16 protein-coding genes are annotated in these 15,644 nt (G+C 59.9%); 7 read left to right on the top strand and 9 right to left on the bottom strand.

Features of this window, described 5'->3' with window-relative positions:
- Positions 1-22 precede the first annotated feature (22 nt).
- The 3 genes from DTJ15_RS06310 to DTJ15_RS06300 all read right to left on the bottom strand — a co-directional run bounded on the left by DTJ15_RS06310 (position 23) and on the right by DTJ15_RS06300 (position 3,566).
- Positions 23-418 (bottom strand): flagellar basal body protein, encoded by a 396-nt coding sequence (locus tag DTJ15_RS06310; RefSeq protein WP_043558209.1) that lies wholly within the window; start codon positions 416-418, stop codon positions 23-25.
- A gap of 25 nt (positions 419-443) precedes the next feature.
- A complete protein-coding gene (locus DTJ15_RS06305; protein ID WP_249089583.1) occupies positions 444-3,197 on the bottom strand; it encodes a hypothetical protein in 2,754 nt (917 codons plus the stop codon).
- A 126-nt stretch (positions 3,198-3,323) separates the two neighbouring features.
- Positions 3,324-3,566: a hypothetical protein gene (locus DTJ15_RS06300; protein ID WP_081562777.1), complete on the bottom strand. Its 243-nt coding sequence runs from the start codon at positions 3,564-3,566 to the stop codon at positions 3,324-3,326.
- Positions 3,567-3,780: 214 nt separating this feature from the next.
- Here DTJ15_RS06300 and fliE point away from each other — a divergent pair, with 214 nt between their 5' ends.
- The 5 genes from fliE (at position 3,781) to DTJ15_RS06275 (ending at position 8,272) form a co-directional block, all read left to right on the top strand.
- On the top strand, positions 3,781-4,137 hold the full coding sequence (fliE, locus tag DTJ15_RS06295; RefSeq protein ID WP_043558205.1) for a flagellar hook-basal body complex protein FliE: 357 nt from the start codon (positions 3,781-3,783) through the stop codon (positions 4,135-4,137).
- Positions 4,138-4,166: 29 nt separating this feature from the next.
- Positions 4,167-4,442, top strand: coding sequence for an EscS/YscS/HrcS family type III secretion system export apparatus protein (locus DTJ15_RS06290; protein ID WP_043558202.1), 276 nt, complete (start codon positions 4,167-4,169; stop codon positions 4,440-4,442).
- Positions 4,443-5,288 carry a flagellar biosynthetic protein FliR gene (locus DTJ15_RS06285; RefSeq protein ID WP_227449682.1) on the top strand — a complete coding sequence of 282 codons (846 nt, stop codon included), beginning with the start codon at positions 4,443-4,445 and terminating at the stop codon, positions 5,286-5,288.
- A 6-nt stretch (positions 5,289-5,294) separates the two neighbouring features.
- On the top strand, positions 5,295-6,407 hold the full coding sequence (locus DTJ15_RS06280; protein WP_249109666.1) for a flagellar biosynthesis protein FlhB: 1,113 nt from the start codon (positions 5,295-5,297) through the stop codon (positions 6,405-6,407).
- 107 nt (positions 6,408-6,514) lie between these two features.
- Positions 6,515-8,272, top strand: coding sequence for a flagellar hook-basal body complex protein (locus DTJ15_RS06275; RefSeq protein WP_043558197.1), 1,758 nt, complete (start codon positions 6,515-6,517; stop codon positions 8,270-8,272).
- 82 nt (positions 8,273-8,354) lie between these two features.
- Here the strand turns inward: DTJ15_RS06275 and DTJ15_RS06270 are convergent, their stop codons facing one another.
- Both DTJ15_RS06270 and DTJ15_RS06265 read right to left on the bottom strand, forming a co-directional pair.
- Positions 8,355-9,065, bottom strand: a complete 711-nt coding sequence (locus DTJ15_RS06270; protein ID WP_103765243.1) for a MucR family transcriptional regulator — start codon at positions 9,063-9,065, stop codon at positions 8,355-8,357.
- 335 nt (positions 9,066-9,400) lie between these two features.
- Positions 9,401-9,613 carry a hypothetical protein gene (locus tag DTJ15_RS06265; RefSeq protein WP_103807252.1) on the bottom strand — a complete coding sequence of 71 codons (213 nt, stop codon included), beginning with the start codon at positions 9,611-9,613 and terminating at the stop codon, positions 9,401-9,403.
- A gap of 380 nt (positions 9,614-9,993) precedes the next feature.
- Here DTJ15_RS06265 and DTJ15_RS06260 point away from each other — a divergent pair, with 380 nt between their 5' ends.
- On the top strand, positions 9,994-10,416 hold the full coding sequence (locus DTJ15_RS06260; RefSeq protein WP_043558192.1) for a hypothetical protein: 423 nt from the start codon (positions 9,994-9,996) through the stop codon (positions 10,414-10,416).
- Between the two features lie 12 nt (positions 10,417-10,428).
- Entirely contained in the window at positions 10,429-11,583 is a 1,155-nt protein-coding gene (gene glf / locus DTJ15_RS06255) for a UDP-galactopyranose mutase (protein WP_043558188.1), read from the top strand.
- Between the two features lie 16 nt (positions 11,584-11,599).
- Here glf and DTJ15_RS06250 read toward each other — a convergent pair whose 3' ends face one another.
- The 4 genes from DTJ15_RS06250 to motA all read right to left on the bottom strand — a co-directional run bounded on the left by DTJ15_RS06250 (position 11,600) and on the right by motA (position 15,643).
- Positions 11,600-11,953 (bottom strand): flagellar biosynthesis regulator FlaF, encoded by a 354-nt coding sequence (locus DTJ15_RS06250; RefSeq protein ID WP_052348933.1) that lies wholly within the window; start codon positions 11,951-11,953, stop codon positions 11,600-11,602.
- 102 nt (positions 11,954-12,055) lie between these two features.
- Positions 12,056-12,781, bottom strand: coding sequence for a flagellar hook assembly protein FlgD (locus DTJ15_RS06245; protein ID WP_043558182.1), 726 nt, complete (start codon positions 12,779-12,781; stop codon positions 12,056-12,058).
- Between the two features lie 27 nt (positions 12,782-12,808).
- The gene (locus DTJ15_RS06240) at positions 12,809-14,746 is read right to left on the bottom strand and encodes a hypothetical protein (RefSeq protein ID WP_249109665.1); all 1,938 of its coding nucleotides are present in this window, start codon (positions 14,744-14,746) and stop codon (positions 12,809-12,811) included.
- Positions 14,747-14,782: 36 nt separating this feature from the next.
- Complete coding sequence (motA, locus tag DTJ15_RS06235) at positions 14,783-15,643, bottom strand: flagellar motor stator protein MotA (protein ID WP_043558177.1); 861 nt, start codon at positions 15,641-15,643, stop codon at positions 14,783-14,785.
- Position 15,644: the final 1 nt, after the last annotated feature.

The following is a 15,644-nucleotide window of genomic DNA, read 5'->3' as shown; positions in this document are numbered from 1 at the left end:
CTCTCCTTTACCGCACCACGACTTACTGGCCACTACCGCCAAGGGCCATGCCGTAAAGCCCCATGTACCGGCCATATACGGTAGTGGCGAAACGCTGCTGATCACTCGTCTGGGCGATTTTCCCCAGCTCGTCCTCCAGCACCACACGGTTGCCATCCAGCGAGGCCCGACCGCCCTGCCTGCGGGCATGTGTTTCCCCCGCAGGCCCCAGCATGTGCCCCGGCTGTGTACGCGTCAGCGCCACGGCATGGGCAGTCTCCAGAACACCCTGAAACGGCGAAACATCCTTCGGGCTGTAATGAGGCGTGTTGGCATTGGCGACGTTGCCCGCCAGCACGGATTCACGATTCTGGAGCCAGCTCATCCGCCGCTCGGCCAGGTTCAGAAGGTCCGTCCCGCCCGTATGTGTCACACTCATCCCACGTCACTCCTTCCTCATGCGCTCACTGTGCCTGCTGGGCCGATACAAGAAGACGGAACATCCGTCCGGCATCACCCTCAAAAGGCCGATCCCCCACACGATTGCGTATCCACTCCAGCGCACCTGCATCTCCGGCCCGGGAAGCATCCGATGCCAGCCGCAGGGCAAGAAGCTGCTGGGACACCGTCATGTCTCCCTGCGGTGGCAGAAGCTGCATCACCATGCTGCGCAGATCCGCCACGGCAGGAGACCATTCTTCCCGATTCTCATGGATATGGGCCCGTATGTCCGCTGCCTGCGGGTCCTGATCCGCTCCCAGAAGATACAGGGCGACCTCCGGCTTGCCCGAGGCAGCCGCCATGCTGGCCATGAGACGGGTCCGGCGTGCCGTTTCCTGTGGGGGCAGGGACGCCCCACCCGTATCCGCCAATGTGGCCGAGGCCTTGTCCAGCTGCCCCCGTCTGATCTCATTCTCGGCCAAGGCATCCCCGGCAGCAGCCCGGTCCTGCGGGTCTGTCATCATGGGAATGGCCGTGTTCATGGCATTCCCGGCCTGTTCCTCCAGCCCCAGCCGGCCAAGCAGCCGCCCATAGGCCAACAGCAGGTTGCCCTTCTTTGCGCTGGCCGGGAGATCCTGCATGTGCGCCTTCAACAGGGCGGCTTCATGCAGCAGGGTGGCCTCATTCTGCGACCCACCACCATCAGGCCCGGGCAGCCCCTGAACAACGCCCGACAGCGCTGCGGACAGCAGGGCCTGCATCCTTGCTTCATCATGAGGCGGTGCGGCCTGACGGGCCTGATCCAGCGCCTGAAGAGCAGCTTCCCACTGATGGGCCCGTATATCGGCCCCAGCCCGCAGCATGTTGACAATCCCATCACGACCAGACAGCCGGGCATCTGGCAAAAGCGACGCATATTGCCGGGCCGCTTTTTCTGCCGGGAGGTGCCCGTCCCGCAGGCTCAGGGCCACACCCTCTTCCATCGCCTTCTCGGCAATGACAGGGTCATGATCCACAGAGAGGGCCTCCAGCAGGCTGGTGGCCTTCTTCTCATCCCCATCCCGCAGAGCACGCACGGCCTGAATGAAACGGAATTCACTGCCCTCTGGCAGGGAATCCAGCGCCTTGCGATCCGCTGGCGTGCCACGGCGGGCAATGAGTTCCGCCGCCATGGGCAGCAGAGACGCCCGCAACGGCTCCGGATAATTCAGCAGACGTGGCATGTCCCGGGCCAGCAGCCGGGCCGCCTCGGCGTCATTCCCCCCGGCGGCAGCCTCATACAGGCCCTGCCACAGTTTTGTGGCCCGCATGGCCTGCTCCGGCCATTCCTGCATCAGCTGGGCCGCACCTTTCATCCGGCCCGCCAGCAGGTCAGTCGCCGCCAGAAAAAATCTTACATCCGGCCGGAAAGCTTCTTCCGGGTCATCTTCCAGAGCGACATCCATGATGGCCCGTGCATCGGGGAAGGCACCAACACCCAGAGCAGCACGGGCTGCGTCCAGCCGTTTGCCAAAACGTTCACCAGGAGATGAATCCGCTGCCGCCACAAGAGCCTGACGATAACGCTCCTGCGCCTGTGGAGCGGCAAGATGTTTCAGGCCAAGCCAGTTCAGGTCCACATCACTGGCGTAAACGGCCCGGTCCATATCAGCCAGAGGGCGGTCATCAGCCCGCTGGAGCAGGTCTCCCTGCATGATGGCCCGCATGACCACCTGCGGCGGCTCATGCTGGGCAATCACCACGCCTTCCATGGAAGGCCAGACATCATAATCCCTGCCCTTGCGCAGGGAGAGCAGGCCGCCATCATCCAGTGTCGTGGTCCCCACGACCAGAGACGTGCCTGATGCCGGGTCCTTGATGGAAAAGACACGTCCCGGCCGCCGCATGGGGAACAGGAGGCCATCCCCCCGTAACCGGGGCGTGATCTCCGGCCTGTCCGTATAATCCATGCCCGGCGGTGGCTGATCCCCTAGCACCCATCCATCACTCTGCTGGGAAAGGTAAAGCTGGCGCGTATCAGGCACTGGCAGGCTGATCATTGTCAGGTCAGGCAGGGTTGTCACACCCAGGCGACTGAACATGCCATCCCCACGCAGGGCAGAGACATCCATGGGCTGACGGGCATCCACCAGAATGATGAAGCGGTCTCCACTCTGATAAGCCGCAATGCCCATCTGCCCGGGCACGGGAATCAGAATCCTGTTGCGGGACGGCGCAGATACAGCCGGTTCGTTTCCCGCTGGCTGGGAAGGCACAGCCAGCCCCGGTTTTGCAGCATCTGCCTCACGCCCCTCCGCCTGTAAAAATTGATGAAGGGACTGATCCCTGTGCTCCGCCCTGTGATCAGCTGAAAGCGCCTCTGGAGGTGTTTTCTGCGGGGGCGCCCCACCCTGGGCAGCGCCAACACCAAGCACATGCGCCCCCCACCCCGCAGGAACCCCCTGCAAAAGCGGATCGCCTGCTTTCACATGGTCCTGCACCTGCAGGGGCGGCGGCACGGCAGGGCGCCCCCGCACCTGATGATGCGGAGAAACGGGACGGGGATGGCCATGATGGGGATTCGCCTGGGACTGCCTGTGCTCCGATGCTGGCTGAGAGTGTGACGGACCAGCTCCAGCCGAGGCCTCATCCATGAAGGGTGAAGACGTCCTGGCGGGCCCCTGCGCAGCCAGCGCCGTACCCGACAGCCACATCTGGCTGCCCACCACAGGCCCACCCAGCATGATGAGACCGGCAACACCACAGCCGGCCCTGCGCCAGATTCCATCGCCTGCCATGGCTTTAGAGACAGCCTTATGAACAGCGCATAGCATGGTGCTGCACCCCTTCATGCTCCTTGATCCGTTCCCGCATCCCCTATTTTCACGCAGAGCGGAGACCTCCCCGCATGACATGACCGGCCATCAGGCCAGAAGATTGACGAAGCTGGCCGTGGCAGAGTTTTTACGGACTCCTTTGGCACTGGGCACGACCTGACCCGTAGCATCGAACTGCATGGAGGCCTCCGCCCCATTGCTGCGCTGGGAAGAAACCTGCACACGGCCTGCCTTCTCCGACATGGCAGCTTTACGCATCTCATTGGCCTGCTGGGCTGTCTTGACCCGCATGGCTGAAGCGATTTCGGAAGCCACTGATGCGTCTGACATGATTCTTTTCTCCCTGATATTTCATTCTGCAACACTCAGATGGCCATTCTGATACCGAATACAGAAGGAAAAACAAAGCCATTTGCAGACGTATATATGAAAATAACCTTACATAAACCTTCTGTTAAAAGAAAAAACATGGCGTTATGCCGAAATGGCTATTACAAACAGGCCACCATCATACCCATGACGGAAAGGAGGCCATAACCAGCCCATGTCCCTATCCAGCATTGCCAGTTCCGCAGCACAGAGCTTCGATGCCGGGCAGGCCTATGGCCGGGCACAGCAGCTCAGCCAGACCAGCAGCCCCGCCAGCGCAGGCCCTGCCGACGAAACAGAAAGCACCGATGCCGTTTCCAGCTTCAGCCACGTGCTGGACAACGCCATCCGGGGTGCCATCAACACAGGCAAGGTCGCCGAGAGCCAGACCGCCCAGGCACTTTCCGGCAAAGGCAACATGTCCGATGTCGTCGCCTCTGTCGAAGAAGCCAAACTGACACTCCAGACGGTCACCACCCTGCGGGACCGCTTTGTCAGCGCCTATCAGGATGTCATGCGGATGTCCGTCTGACCGGCACGGCAGGAAACAGGAGGACACCCATGGGTCACGCTGTTGATGTTCAGGAGATCCTGCGTCAGACACTGCTGGTTGCTGTCAAGCTGGGAGCTCCTTCTCTTCTGGCGTCCCTCCTGGCCGGGCTCTGTGTTTCACTGTTCCAGGCCATGACACAGGTCAGTGAGGCCACGCTGTCCTTCGTGCCGAAATTCATCGCCGCCATGGCCACGCTGATCCTGACAGCTTCCTTCATGCATGCCACCATCCATGCCTATGCGGAAATGATCTTCGACCAGCTCATCAAGGCCGGGGGAGTGTGAATGCTGTCCCTCTCCGACTTTTTCGGCTCGCCTGACCTCGCTGCCCCTCACGGATCGCTGGCCGTACTGACGGGCATGTTTGCCATCATTCTCTGCCGTGTCAGTGCGGTTGTCATGCTGGCACCAGGGCTGGGTGAAAGCGGAGCACCAGCACGGGTACGGGCCGGCCTCTGCCTGGTAATCACGCTGGCGCTTCTGCCCGTCCTCCAGCAGCGCCTGGTAGCCGTGTCAGGGGAGGCCCTGCGGATGCCCGCCATGGCTCTCCGACTGATTGCCGGGGAGCTCCTCTGTGGCTTCTTCCTCGGGATGCTGGCCCGGCTGCTGACCATGTCGCTTGCCATTGCCGGGCAGATCATTGCCGTCTTCACCGGCATGGCCAGTGTCATCCAGACAGACAGCCAGCTTGGGGCCTCCAGCACAGCCGTCAGCCACATGACAAGCGCTCTGGCACCCATCATTCTCTTTTCCACCGGTCTGTACGCCCTGCCCCTGCTGGCGCTGTCCGGTTCCTACACGCTTTTCCCGGCGGGGCATGTCACAGCCATGATCGTCGGAGACATGGCCACCGACATGACACGGGCTGTCAGCACCAGCTTTCTCATTGCCATGCAGCTGGCAGCCCCCTATCTGCTGTTGGGCACCCTCTGGCCAGCCATGCTGGGCGTGCTGAACCGCCTCATGCCCTCCATACAGGTCTATTCCCTGGCCATTCCGGCCCAGATTCTGGGAGGCATCCTGCTCCTGGCCCTGCTGATCCAGATTCTGACAGGCACATGGGCCGAAAAGATGCAGCTCCACCTCTCCACCCTGCCAGGTCTCATCGCTCCCGCCAGTCCTCCGGTCTGACCTCCCATGGCGGAAGAGAATGGCAGTGGCGGTGGTGAAAAGTCACAAGCCCCAACAGAAAAGCGCCTCCAGAAAGCCCGTGAGGAAGGCAATGTTGCCCAGTCCAAGGAACTGCTGATCCTTGTGGCCCTGGGGACGTTTCTCCTCGTATTCGCCCTGAGCATTCCGGCCTCGGCACGCCAGTTCATGCATGAGATGAACGGCCTTCTTCTCAATTTCGGCCTTGTCCCCAACGACCCGGCTGCCCTGTATGGTTTCACCCTCCACGCCATCATGGCGGGCCTGCACCTCATCGCCCCGCTCATGGGCACAGGGGCCTGCGCCATCCTGATGGGCGGCGTGCTCCAGACAGGGTTCCTCTTCCGCCCCGCCGCCCTGAAGCCGGATATCAGCCGTCTTTCTCCCCTGAAAGGCATCAAGCGGATTGTCGGCCTCAATAATCTGATCGAGCTGCTCAAGACCATTGCCAAGATCACCGTATTCAGCCTGATTCTCTACAAGGTTGCCCTTCAGACCGTGTCTCTGGCCCCACAGACAGAACGATGGACAACCTGGCAGCTCGTCAACGCCATGAAGTCATGGTTCATCTACGCAGGTTTCATGGTGCTGGCCATACAGTGCATCATCACCGGGCTGGATGAGGTCTGGTCCCGCTATCACCGCTTTTCCAAACTGCGGATGAGCCTTCAGGACATCAAGGATGAGATGAAGCAGAGCGAGGGTGACCCGCAGATGAAAGCCCGCCTCCGGCAGCTCCGGCTGAGCCGCTCCCGCCGCCACATGAAAAAAGCCGTGCAGGAAGCCACGGTCATCGTGGTCAACCCGACCCATTATGCAGTTGCCATACGCTATGACCAGCATGACGGGACGGCTCCGCAGATCGTTGCCAAGGGAACGGACGAACTGGCGTTCCGCATCCGTGACATCGCCCGGGAGGCGAAGATTCCTGTCATGTCCAACCCGCCACTGGCACGGGCCCTGCATGCCTTGCCGCTGGACAGTGAAATCCCCGAAGAATTCTGGAAACCTGTCGCCACCATCATTGCCTACGTCGTACGGCTCAAAACCCCTGGTGCCCGTGCAGCACGCCCTGCAGAAGCAGGTCCTTCCTGGCTTTAACAGCCTGTTCATGAAATAAGCAGGTTATATTTGCTTTTATAAAAAGCGTTTTCTAGGGTTTGCCTACAAATAGCCTTAATCATCAGGTCACAGACAAGGATAGAATCATGTCCGGTGTGTTCAATGCACTTACGACGGCTGTCAGCGGCATCAATGCCCAGTCAGACGCCTTTACCAACCTGAGCAACAACATCGCCAACAGCCAGACCGTCGGCTACAAGGCCGACACGACATCCTTTGCCGACTTCGTGGCCGGCAACATCACCGGCAATTCCGCCTCGCAGGCGGAATCCAACACTGTCCAGGCCATTACTGTCCAGCATGTCGACAATTCCGGCACAGCCACCAGCAGCACCAATGGTCTGGCCATGGACATTTCCGGCAGTGGGATGTTCGTCACCTCCAAGCCGACAGGCGCCGGGACGGCCAATGCCGGTGTCACCAACTTCTCCGAACAGAAATTCTACACGAGGAATGGCGACTTCCAGCAGGACAAGAAAGGCTATCTGGTCAACACATCAGGCTATTACCTTGATGGCTACATGGCAGATTCCACCGGTACGCTGAACAATACCCTCACACCCATCAATGTCAGCAACATCGGCTTCAAGCCCACGGCCACAACAACCATGACACTGAATGCGGCCGTCGGGAAGCTGCCGGCCGATTCCACAAACTACACGCCGCAGAGCTATACCACCGCTCCCACCACGACATACGACTCCAGCTCCAATCCACACAAGATCGCCGTGCAGTGGCAGGAGAGCGACACCAATCCGCTCATCTGGACCGTCTCTGCCTATGATGCTGATGGCAACGGGACCGTCTCTCCGAACAGCTACCAGGTCGCTTTCGACCATTCCGGCTCCCTGGCCTCCATCACCGACATGCAGACAGGCAAGGCCGTTGGCTCCACCACGGCGGGATCCGCTGCGGAAATCCCCGTCACCGCCCATTACGCCAACAATGAAGAGCAGACCATGACGCTCTCTCTCGGCACGATTGGCGGAACCAGCGGTACGACCATGGTGACATCCAACAATTCGGCTGCAACCAACCAGGCCAACCCCCTCACCCTTTCCGGCACGAAACTCACCATGCCGGCCACCACGCTCGGCACCACCACCGACAGCCGACAGAGCTACATGAGCTCCCCCCTGACGGTAAGCAGCACGGACAAGAACGGCACGGCCACCAACACGCCTGTTGCCGTGAAATGGACACAGACAGCCGCCTCCCCGCCCACATGGTCCGTGCAGGCTGTAAATCCCTATGACGGCTCCGCCTCCTCTGCCGTGCAGATGGACAAAGCCCATTCCGTCATCTTCAACAAGGATGGCACGATGCAGAGCTTTGATGGCCAGCCTGTCAGCAAGGGCAGCCCGGTCACGGCAAATCTGACCATCAATGGCAGCAGCTACAGCCTGGACCTTTCCAACGCTTCTCTGACAACCGGCACTTCCACCGGAGCCGATACCAGTGCCCTGAGCAACGACAGCATCACCTCCGGGACCTACAAGGGTGCGGAGATTGAAAGCGATGGTTCTGTCATGGCGCAGTTCGACAACGGTTACAGCCAGCTGATCGGCAAGGTGGCTCTGACGAATTTCAACAACGTCAACGGGCTTCAGGCCGTCGATGGTCAGGCCTATCTGGCCACGGCACGGTCTGGCACACCCAAGACCGGTTTTGTTGGCGAAAATGGAACGGGCTCACTCGCCGTCGGGTATGTGGAATCCTCCACAACAAACCTGACAGGCGATCTTTCTGCCCTCATCGTGGCGCAGGAAGCCTACAGCGCCAATACGAAAACCGTCACGACGGCAGACAATCTGCTCCAGCAGACCATCGCCATGAAGCAGTAACATCTGCAAGACTTCACACAGGAAAAGGGCGCAGAGGGTTCATCCCCCTGCGCCCTTTCTGCATGGCCCTGGCGTGGCATCCTCATGCCTTGATGCGGGAGCGGCCTTTCTTCTTGCGGTCATAATGGCCAAGACCGGTCCTGGAGGCCTCCAGCTTCTTCATGGCCGAATAGCTCTCACAGGCCATGGGATAATCCGGGGACAGCCCCCAATAGACACGATAGCCATCCGGACTCTGGCGATGCTGCCGCTCGATATGGCGCTTCAGCATGCTGAAGGCCCCACCACAATGCAGACAGATGATCTCGTCACTGAAAATGGATTCTTCCGGGGCACAGTAAGGTTCATCACGGCTTGCGATCCACTGGCCGGGCTTTTCTTTCACTTCCGGGGACATGCCCTGCACGAAATGACCGCCAAACCCGTTCACACCGTGGCCTTCATGCTGTGCAGCCAGAGCGGAAAAACCGGCAAAAGAATGGCTGCCTTCCCGCTTCTCCGACGCCAGCCCAGCCTCCATCTTGCGGGCAATGATGGCAATCTCATCTGCGGCACTGGCCATGTCATGGATGATACCGACATCTGCAAGGCCAGAAAGGACATGCAGCACGGCACCCGCCCGGTCCGGATAATGGTGGGACAGTTCCAGCAAGGTTTCTGTCATCCCACGCAGACGCTCTGCCTGCCCAACAATATCGCTTAATGTCTGGGAAGGAGAAAACTCCTGCTGAAACCGTGACAGCAGGCGCCCAATCCCTTTTTCAATAAACGTACTGGCTGGTTGTGATGTCATATCCCACTCCCTTCTCCGGCCTATTCCTTAACGCCACATTAAATGATTGTTGCAGCCTTGCCTACAAGACCTTTCATAAGGCCATCACATTAATAAGATCAATACGATCCTATTTCAAACAGACAATGCCCATCAATCGGACAGTCATGACCATACTGCCGGAAAAAGCCAAAAAAATGGCCATATGAACATTTTCCGAAAATGGCCTTTAAAAAAATAAGACCTGCCGGAACAATCCCCCGGCAGGTCTCCCCGTAACAGATTGAAAAAAGTAGCCTCCCATGACCATTCACCCCCAAACAGGGATGATGCCACTCACAAAGGCAAATACAAGGTCATCCCCCCATGCCATCCACACTGAAGGCCACCATGCCTGCCAGCCCCAGCCCAGCATCCAGAGCCCGCTCATAAAGGCCCCTGTCCTGCTCATACCCTGCAACACACATGGCCGGAGGGCCGCAGCGTCTCAGCCTTCTGCCCTGCCGGTCAGCTGAATCCACCATGCTCCCTTCAGCAAGCGCACGTATATCGGCAAGAAAATCCTTCATACGTCCCTCGGTTTCCGCAGGACAGGAAGAACCAGCTATACGAGGCATCAGGTAATCCTTCTCCAAAGTTTTGTCATGGCAGACCTTGTCCTCATATCACGTTGCCAAGAACACGGTACATAGGTCGATCATGTCACAGAAATCAGCAAAACCAGCCAGAAGTCTTTGCGTGCAAAGATAACCGGAGCGCCCATATACATTACTATCGTTAAATATATATTAAACAGCACTCACAGTAAGCATCACATAACCATCACAAAAGGCCAGAACAAAAATAACACCATGATTTCCCAGCATTTAATACTTTCTAAGCTATCATGACATGAGAAGGTCATAGACTGGCTGCCAGCAAAGTGGCCACATGATGCAGGAACCGTGAGATGACCCGTTTGCACTGTCCATCCATTGCCATCATTCTTCTTGCCCTGGCCGGCGGGGGCATCCTGCCTGCCAGAGCCCAGGGATTCTACGGCGGCAGTGAATACCTGCTCAGCCCGCCCCCTCCTCCGCCGCCGCCCACCGGGGAATTCACCCATCTGCCACCGCCCCCACCGCCGCCGCCATCCTTTTCCGGCACATGGCAGCAGGACCAGTACCGCCAGCAGGGCATACCGGCACCGTGGGCAGCGCCGCTCTGGGGAACGTACCAGACACCCCGTTACTCCCGCCAGAATGGCTGGGACGAACCCGGCTTCATGCCATGGAACACCTACATCCAGACCCAGGCCCCCTATCCCGGCCTGCCCTATCCGCCAGCCCCACCAAGCCGGAGCTGCATAGACCAGAACTGTACTGGCCCCTGAGACCAGCCTGCCATGCATTTCTGTATCGTCGGTGCCGGATTCAGCGGGGCGGTCACGGCCCGTCATCTGGCTGAGCGAGGCCACCGCATCACTGTCATTGATGAACGCCCACACAATGGTGGCAACTGCCATACAGCCCGGGACCCGCAGACGGGCATCATGCTTCACCATTATGGGCCCCATATCTTCCATACCGCACAGGAAACGGTCTGGCAGTATGTGCAGCGCTTCGGACGGTTTGCCCCCTACATCAATCGGGTCAAGGCCATCAGCCAGGGGCGGGTTTACACCCTTCCCATCACCCTGCTGACCATCAACCAGTTTTTCGGCAAGACCATGCAGCCCGCAGAAGCCCGGGAATTCATCCGGCAGCAGGCCGTGCAGGACATGGCTTCACCCCGCAATTTCGAGGAGCAGGCCCTGCACATGATCGGCCCTGCCCTCTATGAGGCCTTCTTCAAAGGTTACACGACCAAACAGTGGGGCCTGCCCCCGGCGAACCTTCCCGCCGCCATCCTGAAGAGACTGCCGGTACGCTTCAATTACGATGACAACTATTTCAGTCATCCCTATCAGGGCATTCCGGTGGAAGGCTATACCACCCTGATCGAAACGATTCTCACCCATCCCCGCATCACCGTACGGCTGAACACGTCTTTCGAAACATTCCAGTCCTGCAACAGCATGGACCATACACTCTATACTGGCCCGCTGGACCGCTATTTCAGCTTCTGCCATGGCCGTCTTGGCTATCGCACGCTGAATTTTGAACGAATCGATGCGAAAGGTGACTATCAGGGGACGGCGGTCATCAATTACTGCGACGAATCCATCCCCTATACCCGCATCAGCGAGCACAAGCACTTCGCCCCCTGGGAGGCCGCACGCTTCAGCAGGACAGTCTGCTTCCGTGAATATAGCCGCCTGGCCGGGCCGGAAGATGCCCCCTATTACCCCATAAGGCTGGCAGGCGAGACAGCCATGCTGGACCGCTATGTCCGCACGGCCATGACTGCCCGAAACGTCTCTTTCCTCGGGCGGCTGGGGACCTACCGTTATCTGGACATGGATGTCACCATTGGTGAGGCTCTTGCGGCCTGCCAGATCATGGACGACCATCTCGCCGAGGGCAGGCCACTGCCAGTCTTTTTCACCAATCCGCTCTGAAGGGCGGGAAGGCGTTTCAGCCCTCCTGAATGGCCATTTCCAGCCCGTCCAGCACGTTGCGGGCTGTCTCTATGAGGGGAGCAAGGCTGAGCGTGGGGTCCAGCATGGCCCGTATGCCATACTTCTGAGCCTGATCGGCCATCCGGGCAAAAAGAAGCCTGTCTTCCGTCTCGACCATGCCAGCTTCCACCGCATTGGCACGCTGGATGAGCGACCAGAGACGCTGATTCTTCGCGATGACCTGATTCCGCGTGATGACATCCGTCTCATGGGCCACGCTTTCCAGCATGGCAATCAGCCTGCGGAAACATTCCGCATCCGCTTCCCTGTCCGACAGAGACGAACTGGCCGCCATACGATAAGCATTCATGGCGTTGTTCTGATACATGCTCCCTCACAACCTCCCGTTCCATCCGGCAGGCAGCCAATACGTCGTGGCTGCCTGCCCTGTTCATGCATCATCAGGCGTGGTTCAGCTTGTGGCCTGCACGCTGGAGAGCGGAACCTCAGCCCCACCCATCATGACATTCATGCCCGTGCTGGTCTTCTTCATCCCCGTGACCGTGCCACGCACGGCAAAGGGCACGTCAGCCGTATTGCCCCGGCTGTCCACACTCTTCACCGCCACGCTATAGGCCCCATCACTGAGGGTCGTGCCATTGTCGTCCTTGCCATCCCAGTTCCAGGATGTCTGGCCGCCATCCGCCCGCACCACGTCGTGATAGACCACCTGCCCGGCACTGTTGGCCACGGAAATGCCAACCATCTGGCCCGCTCCTGCCTGGAAGGACAGACCAGCCGAACCGGACTGCAGGGGCAGCGTGGACCCGGAAGCACTGACCTGCCGCCCGACCAGCCCCTTGTCCTGCGTCAACTGGGCTGTCTCATTCAGAGAAATGAGGGTGTTGAGGTTGCTGTTTGTCTGGACCTGCTGCTCCACACTGGAGAACTGCGCCAGCTGGGCTGCCATGTTCTCCGTATTCATCGGGCTACTGGGGTCCTGATGCTTCAGCTGGGCTGTCAGAAGGGTCAGGAAGTTGTTTTCATTCTTTGCCATCGAGGCAAAGGCACCTTCCGTGGTCCCTGCGGATGACCCGCTCTGCCCGGCGCCGGAGAGAGACGCTGCCCCACTGCGGGCGGCGCTGTCTGTCGCCTGCTGCAAGGCCAGAAGATTGTTGGAAGACAGTGAATTCACCATGTGGTTCTCCTTCCGAGATGATGCATGTCAGACTGAAATATTGAGATGGCCCATCCGTGCGGGCCTGACCGTGGCGGGGGTGACGGCGCTCTCCTCTGCCTGAAGAGACGGTTCCTGCCGGGCTGGAGCAGACACATCATCTCCCGAGCGGGAGCGCTGTTCCTGGGAGCTGCCGCCTTCCCCTCCAGAGAAAAAGGCACCGGCCTGCTGCCCTGAAGACTGATGCCCCCCCTGCCACTGATGCTGCGGCATGTTCTGCTCCTGGCCTCCGGCCATATGGCCGGCATCGGCAGGCAGGACATCAATCTTCATCAGGCTGGCATGAAGGCCTGCCTCATCCAGCTCTCTGGCCAGAACATGATGTGTTTTCTGAAGGGCCTCGGTCGTGCCATCATCCTGCCCCTGCAAGGAAAGGGCCGACAGACCTGCTGCGGAGCGGTCCAGCTGCACATGAACCGGCGTTGAATCCGCTGTCATGACGGTCATGGTCAGCGTCCCAGCCTGCCCGGCAGTCGCCCGCCCTGCCAGCACACCAGCTGCGGAACCACCTGTCTGAAGGGCAGAAAGACCTGTTTCTGCAGCGGCCTGCCGTGCTTCATGCGATGTCACGCCCGCTGTCACGCCACGGGTTTCCGGCTGGATGATGTGCCCCTCGGAGGATGTCACAAGGCCAGCGAAGGACGACAGGCTGCCCTGCACCTCCTGCCCGCCATCCCCACCAGAGCCTCCCGTCACCCCGGCACTCTCATGCCCGGGCATGTCCTGCCCCTCACCGGAAGCGCCCTGGTCGCCATGACCAGCAGAAAACGCCTCCGATTCTCCAGACGAAGCCTTCACCATAAGGCTGAACAGACTGTCTGTTGTCTGGCCCTCAGGCCCGCTGCGCAAATCCCCCTGCCGGGAGGCAGTCACCGTGTTTCCTGCCATGGAAGACGGACCGAACAGGACACCCGCCATGCCGGACTGGAAATTCATCGCCTGCACAGCCGACAGTGCCCTGTCTTTCGGGCCCTGTGTGGCGGCATTCACCATTGTGGGAACCTGTGTGGACTGCCGGGCCAGCAGGGCTGCATCCATCATCCGTCCGGCGGCAGCATGACGGGACGACACGTCATCACGCACCCCGGTATCCTGCCCATGAGAAGACGCCGTATCACCGGACCTGCTGACGAGGCGCATCAGATCCGATGTCGAAACCATGGCAGAACTTCCAGCAGTGCCCGCCGCAGCAGAAGCCTGGGAAAGATGCTCCATGGATGAGAAAGAGGAAATGGCTGTGGCACTGGCCGTAGCATGAGCTGACGCCATGGAAGCCTCACCACCAGCCGGAACCGTACCCAGCCCCGCAAGCGCTGCCACTCCGGCATCACTCCGCCCGCCGGTCATCTGCCCAAGGCTGGAAGACGGCATGGCCGTGGCCGTCCCACCACCCGCCGGGCCAGACTGGGGCTGTCCCGCTTCCATCGTGACCATAGACACCTGAGGGGACGCCATGAACGCTGCCAGAGACAGACTCTGCGTGGCCAGCCCCTCTGGCGCTACCCCATTCTGGGACGACTGATCCCCTGTCATCTGCCGGTCAGCATGAGGCGCTGCCTTTGCGGATGTATCGGCCTTCTGCGACCCGTCCGCTCCGTCCCCCCTGTCGGCGGGAGAAGAAGCCGTCTGATCATCGTGAGCCCCGGCGGCCGGAGCAGATGACCTGCCCTGCGACCTGTCTCCACGATCTGTCCCATCCGTCCCGCCTGTATGAGAGGCGGCCGCCTTGGGCTGGTCCTGATCAGAAGACGGCACATCCGCCCCGTCATGATCGGACGGTGTCTGCCCTGCCAGAACTCCGGCAAAGCCTTTCCCGCCCGATGAAGAGCGCACGGCGCCCCTCCCAGCGGACATGGCCGCCGAAGACCGGCTGCCACCAGCAGAAGGCAGGGGAAGGCTGGAGAGTGAAGGACGGGGCATTACCATGGCGTTCTCACATTCATTCAGGCAGCATCATGTCTGTCAGGTCAGCTCACTCAACATGCTGTCGACTTCTGCAAAGCCGGGCATGAATTCTTCCGGGATGTCCTTGCGGCCAATCTCGATGCACACCTGCGGCGGCTGCCCCTGCAGGTACGCCACCAGCACGGTGCGGATCGTTTCATAATAACGGTTGTCCATCTTCACGATGGCCTGCATCCGCGAGGCCAGCGGCCCGACCACACCATAGGCCAGCAGCACCCCGAGAAAGGTTCCCACAAGGGCACCGGCAATCATTTCCCCCAGCACGGCAGGCGGCTTGCTGATGGCAGCCATGGTCTTCACCACACCCAGCACGGCCGCCACAATGCCAAGAGCAGGCAGGGCATCGGAAATGCCGGAAAGTGATTCGGCAACGTGAAGATCCTCATGCAGGTTCTTCTTCAGCTCCCTGCCCATGATCTCGTCCAGCTGGTGGCTTTCATCCAGATTCATGCTGATGAGCCGCAGGTAGTCGCAGATCATGTCACGGGTCTTCTCATCCTGCTTGATGCGTGGAGACGTGGCAAAAATGCTGCTTTCCTGCGGCTCTTCAAAATCGTTTTCCAGAGAGGCGATGCCTTTCATGTTGGCCTGCCGCAGCAGGCGGTACATGAGGGCCAGAAGGTCCATGTAGCTCTGCTGACTGTGCCGGGGGCCTTTCACGACCAGCATCAGGTAGCCGAAAACCGACTTCAGCGCTGCCATGCTGTTGCTCATGACAAACACGCCCACGGCAGCCCCCAGGATGGTCAGCAGCTCAAACGGCATGGATGCCAGAAGCGGGGCCAGTGCCCCGCCCGAAGCCGCAAAGGAACCAAACACGCAGAGCAACGCAAAAATCAGCCCACCGATATACAGCATC

Origin of the sequence: Parasaccharibacter sp. TMW 2.1891 (assembly GCF_023337675.1) — a bacterium.
Taxonomy (GTDB): Bacteria; Pseudomonadota; Alphaproteobacteria; order Acetobacterales; family Acetobacteraceae; genus Bombella; species Bombella apis.
The sequence above is the reverse complement of the archived record's forward strand: the minus strand, read 5'-3'. Positions and strand labels throughout refer to the sequence as shown.

Excerpts from the sequence above, each read along its gene's own strand:
- DTJ15_RS06310 (WP_043558209.1), bottom strand. The coding sequence starts at position 418 with ATGAGTGTGACACATACGGGCGGGACGGACCTTCTGAACCTGGCCGAG.
- DTJ15_RS06305 (WP_249089583.1), bottom strand. The coding sequence starts at position 3,197 with ATGGCAGGCGATGGAATCTGGCGCAGGGCCGGCTGTGGTGTTGCCGGT.
- DTJ15_RS06300 (WP_081562777.1), bottom strand. The coding sequence starts at position 3,566 with ATGTCAGACGCATCAGTGGCTTCCGAAATCGCTTCAGCCATGCGGGTC.
- fliE (WP_043558205.1), top strand. The coding sequence starts at position 3,781 with ATGTCCCTATCCAGCATTGCCAGTTCCGCAGCACAGAGCTTCGATGCC.
- DTJ15_RS06290 (WP_043558202.1), top strand. The coding sequence starts at position 4,167 with ATGGGTCACGCTGTTGATGTTCAGGAGATCCTGCGTCAGACACTGCTG.
- DTJ15_RS06285 (WP_227449682.1), top strand. The coding sequence starts at position 4,443 with ATGCTGTCCCTCTCCGACTTTTTCGGCTCGCCTGACCTCGCTGCCCCT.
- DTJ15_RS06280 (WP_249109666.1), top strand. The coding sequence starts at position 5,295 with ATGGCGGAAGAGAATGGCAGTGGCGGTGGTGAAAAGTCACAAGCCCCA.
- DTJ15_RS06275 (WP_043558197.1), top strand. The coding sequence starts at position 6,515 with ATGTCCGGTGTGTTCAATGCACTTACGACGGCTGTCAGCGGCATCAAT.
- DTJ15_RS06270 (WP_103765243.1), bottom strand. The coding sequence starts at position 9,065 with ATGACATCACAACCAGCCAGTACGTTTATTGAAAAAGGGATTGGGCGC.
- DTJ15_RS06265 (WP_103807252.1), bottom strand. The coding sequence starts at position 9,613 with ATGAAGGATTTTCTTGCCGATATACGTGCGCTTGCTGAAGGGAGCATG.
- DTJ15_RS06260 (WP_043558192.1), top strand. The coding sequence starts at position 9,994 with ATGACCCGTTTGCACTGTCCATCCATTGCCATCATTCTTCTTGCCCTG.
- glf (WP_043558188.1), top strand. The coding sequence starts at position 10,429 with ATGCATTTCTGTATCGTCGGTGCCGGATTCAGCGGGGCGGTCACGGCC.
- DTJ15_RS06250 (WP_052348933.1), bottom strand. The coding sequence starts at position 11,953 with ATGAATGCTTATCGTATGGCGGCCAGTTCGTCTCTGTCGGACAGGGAA.
- DTJ15_RS06245 (WP_043558182.1), bottom strand. The coding sequence starts at position 12,781 with ATGGTGAATTCACTGTCTTCCAACAATCTTCTGGCCTTGCAGCAGGCG.
- DTJ15_RS06240 (WP_249109665.1), bottom strand. The coding sequence starts at position 14,746 with ATGGTAATGCCCCGTCCTTCACTCTCCAGCCTTCCCCTGCCTTCTGCT.
- motA (WP_043558177.1), bottom strand. The coding sequence starts at position 15,643 with ATGCTGTATATCGGTGGGCTGATTTTTGCGTTGCTCTGCGTGTTTGGT.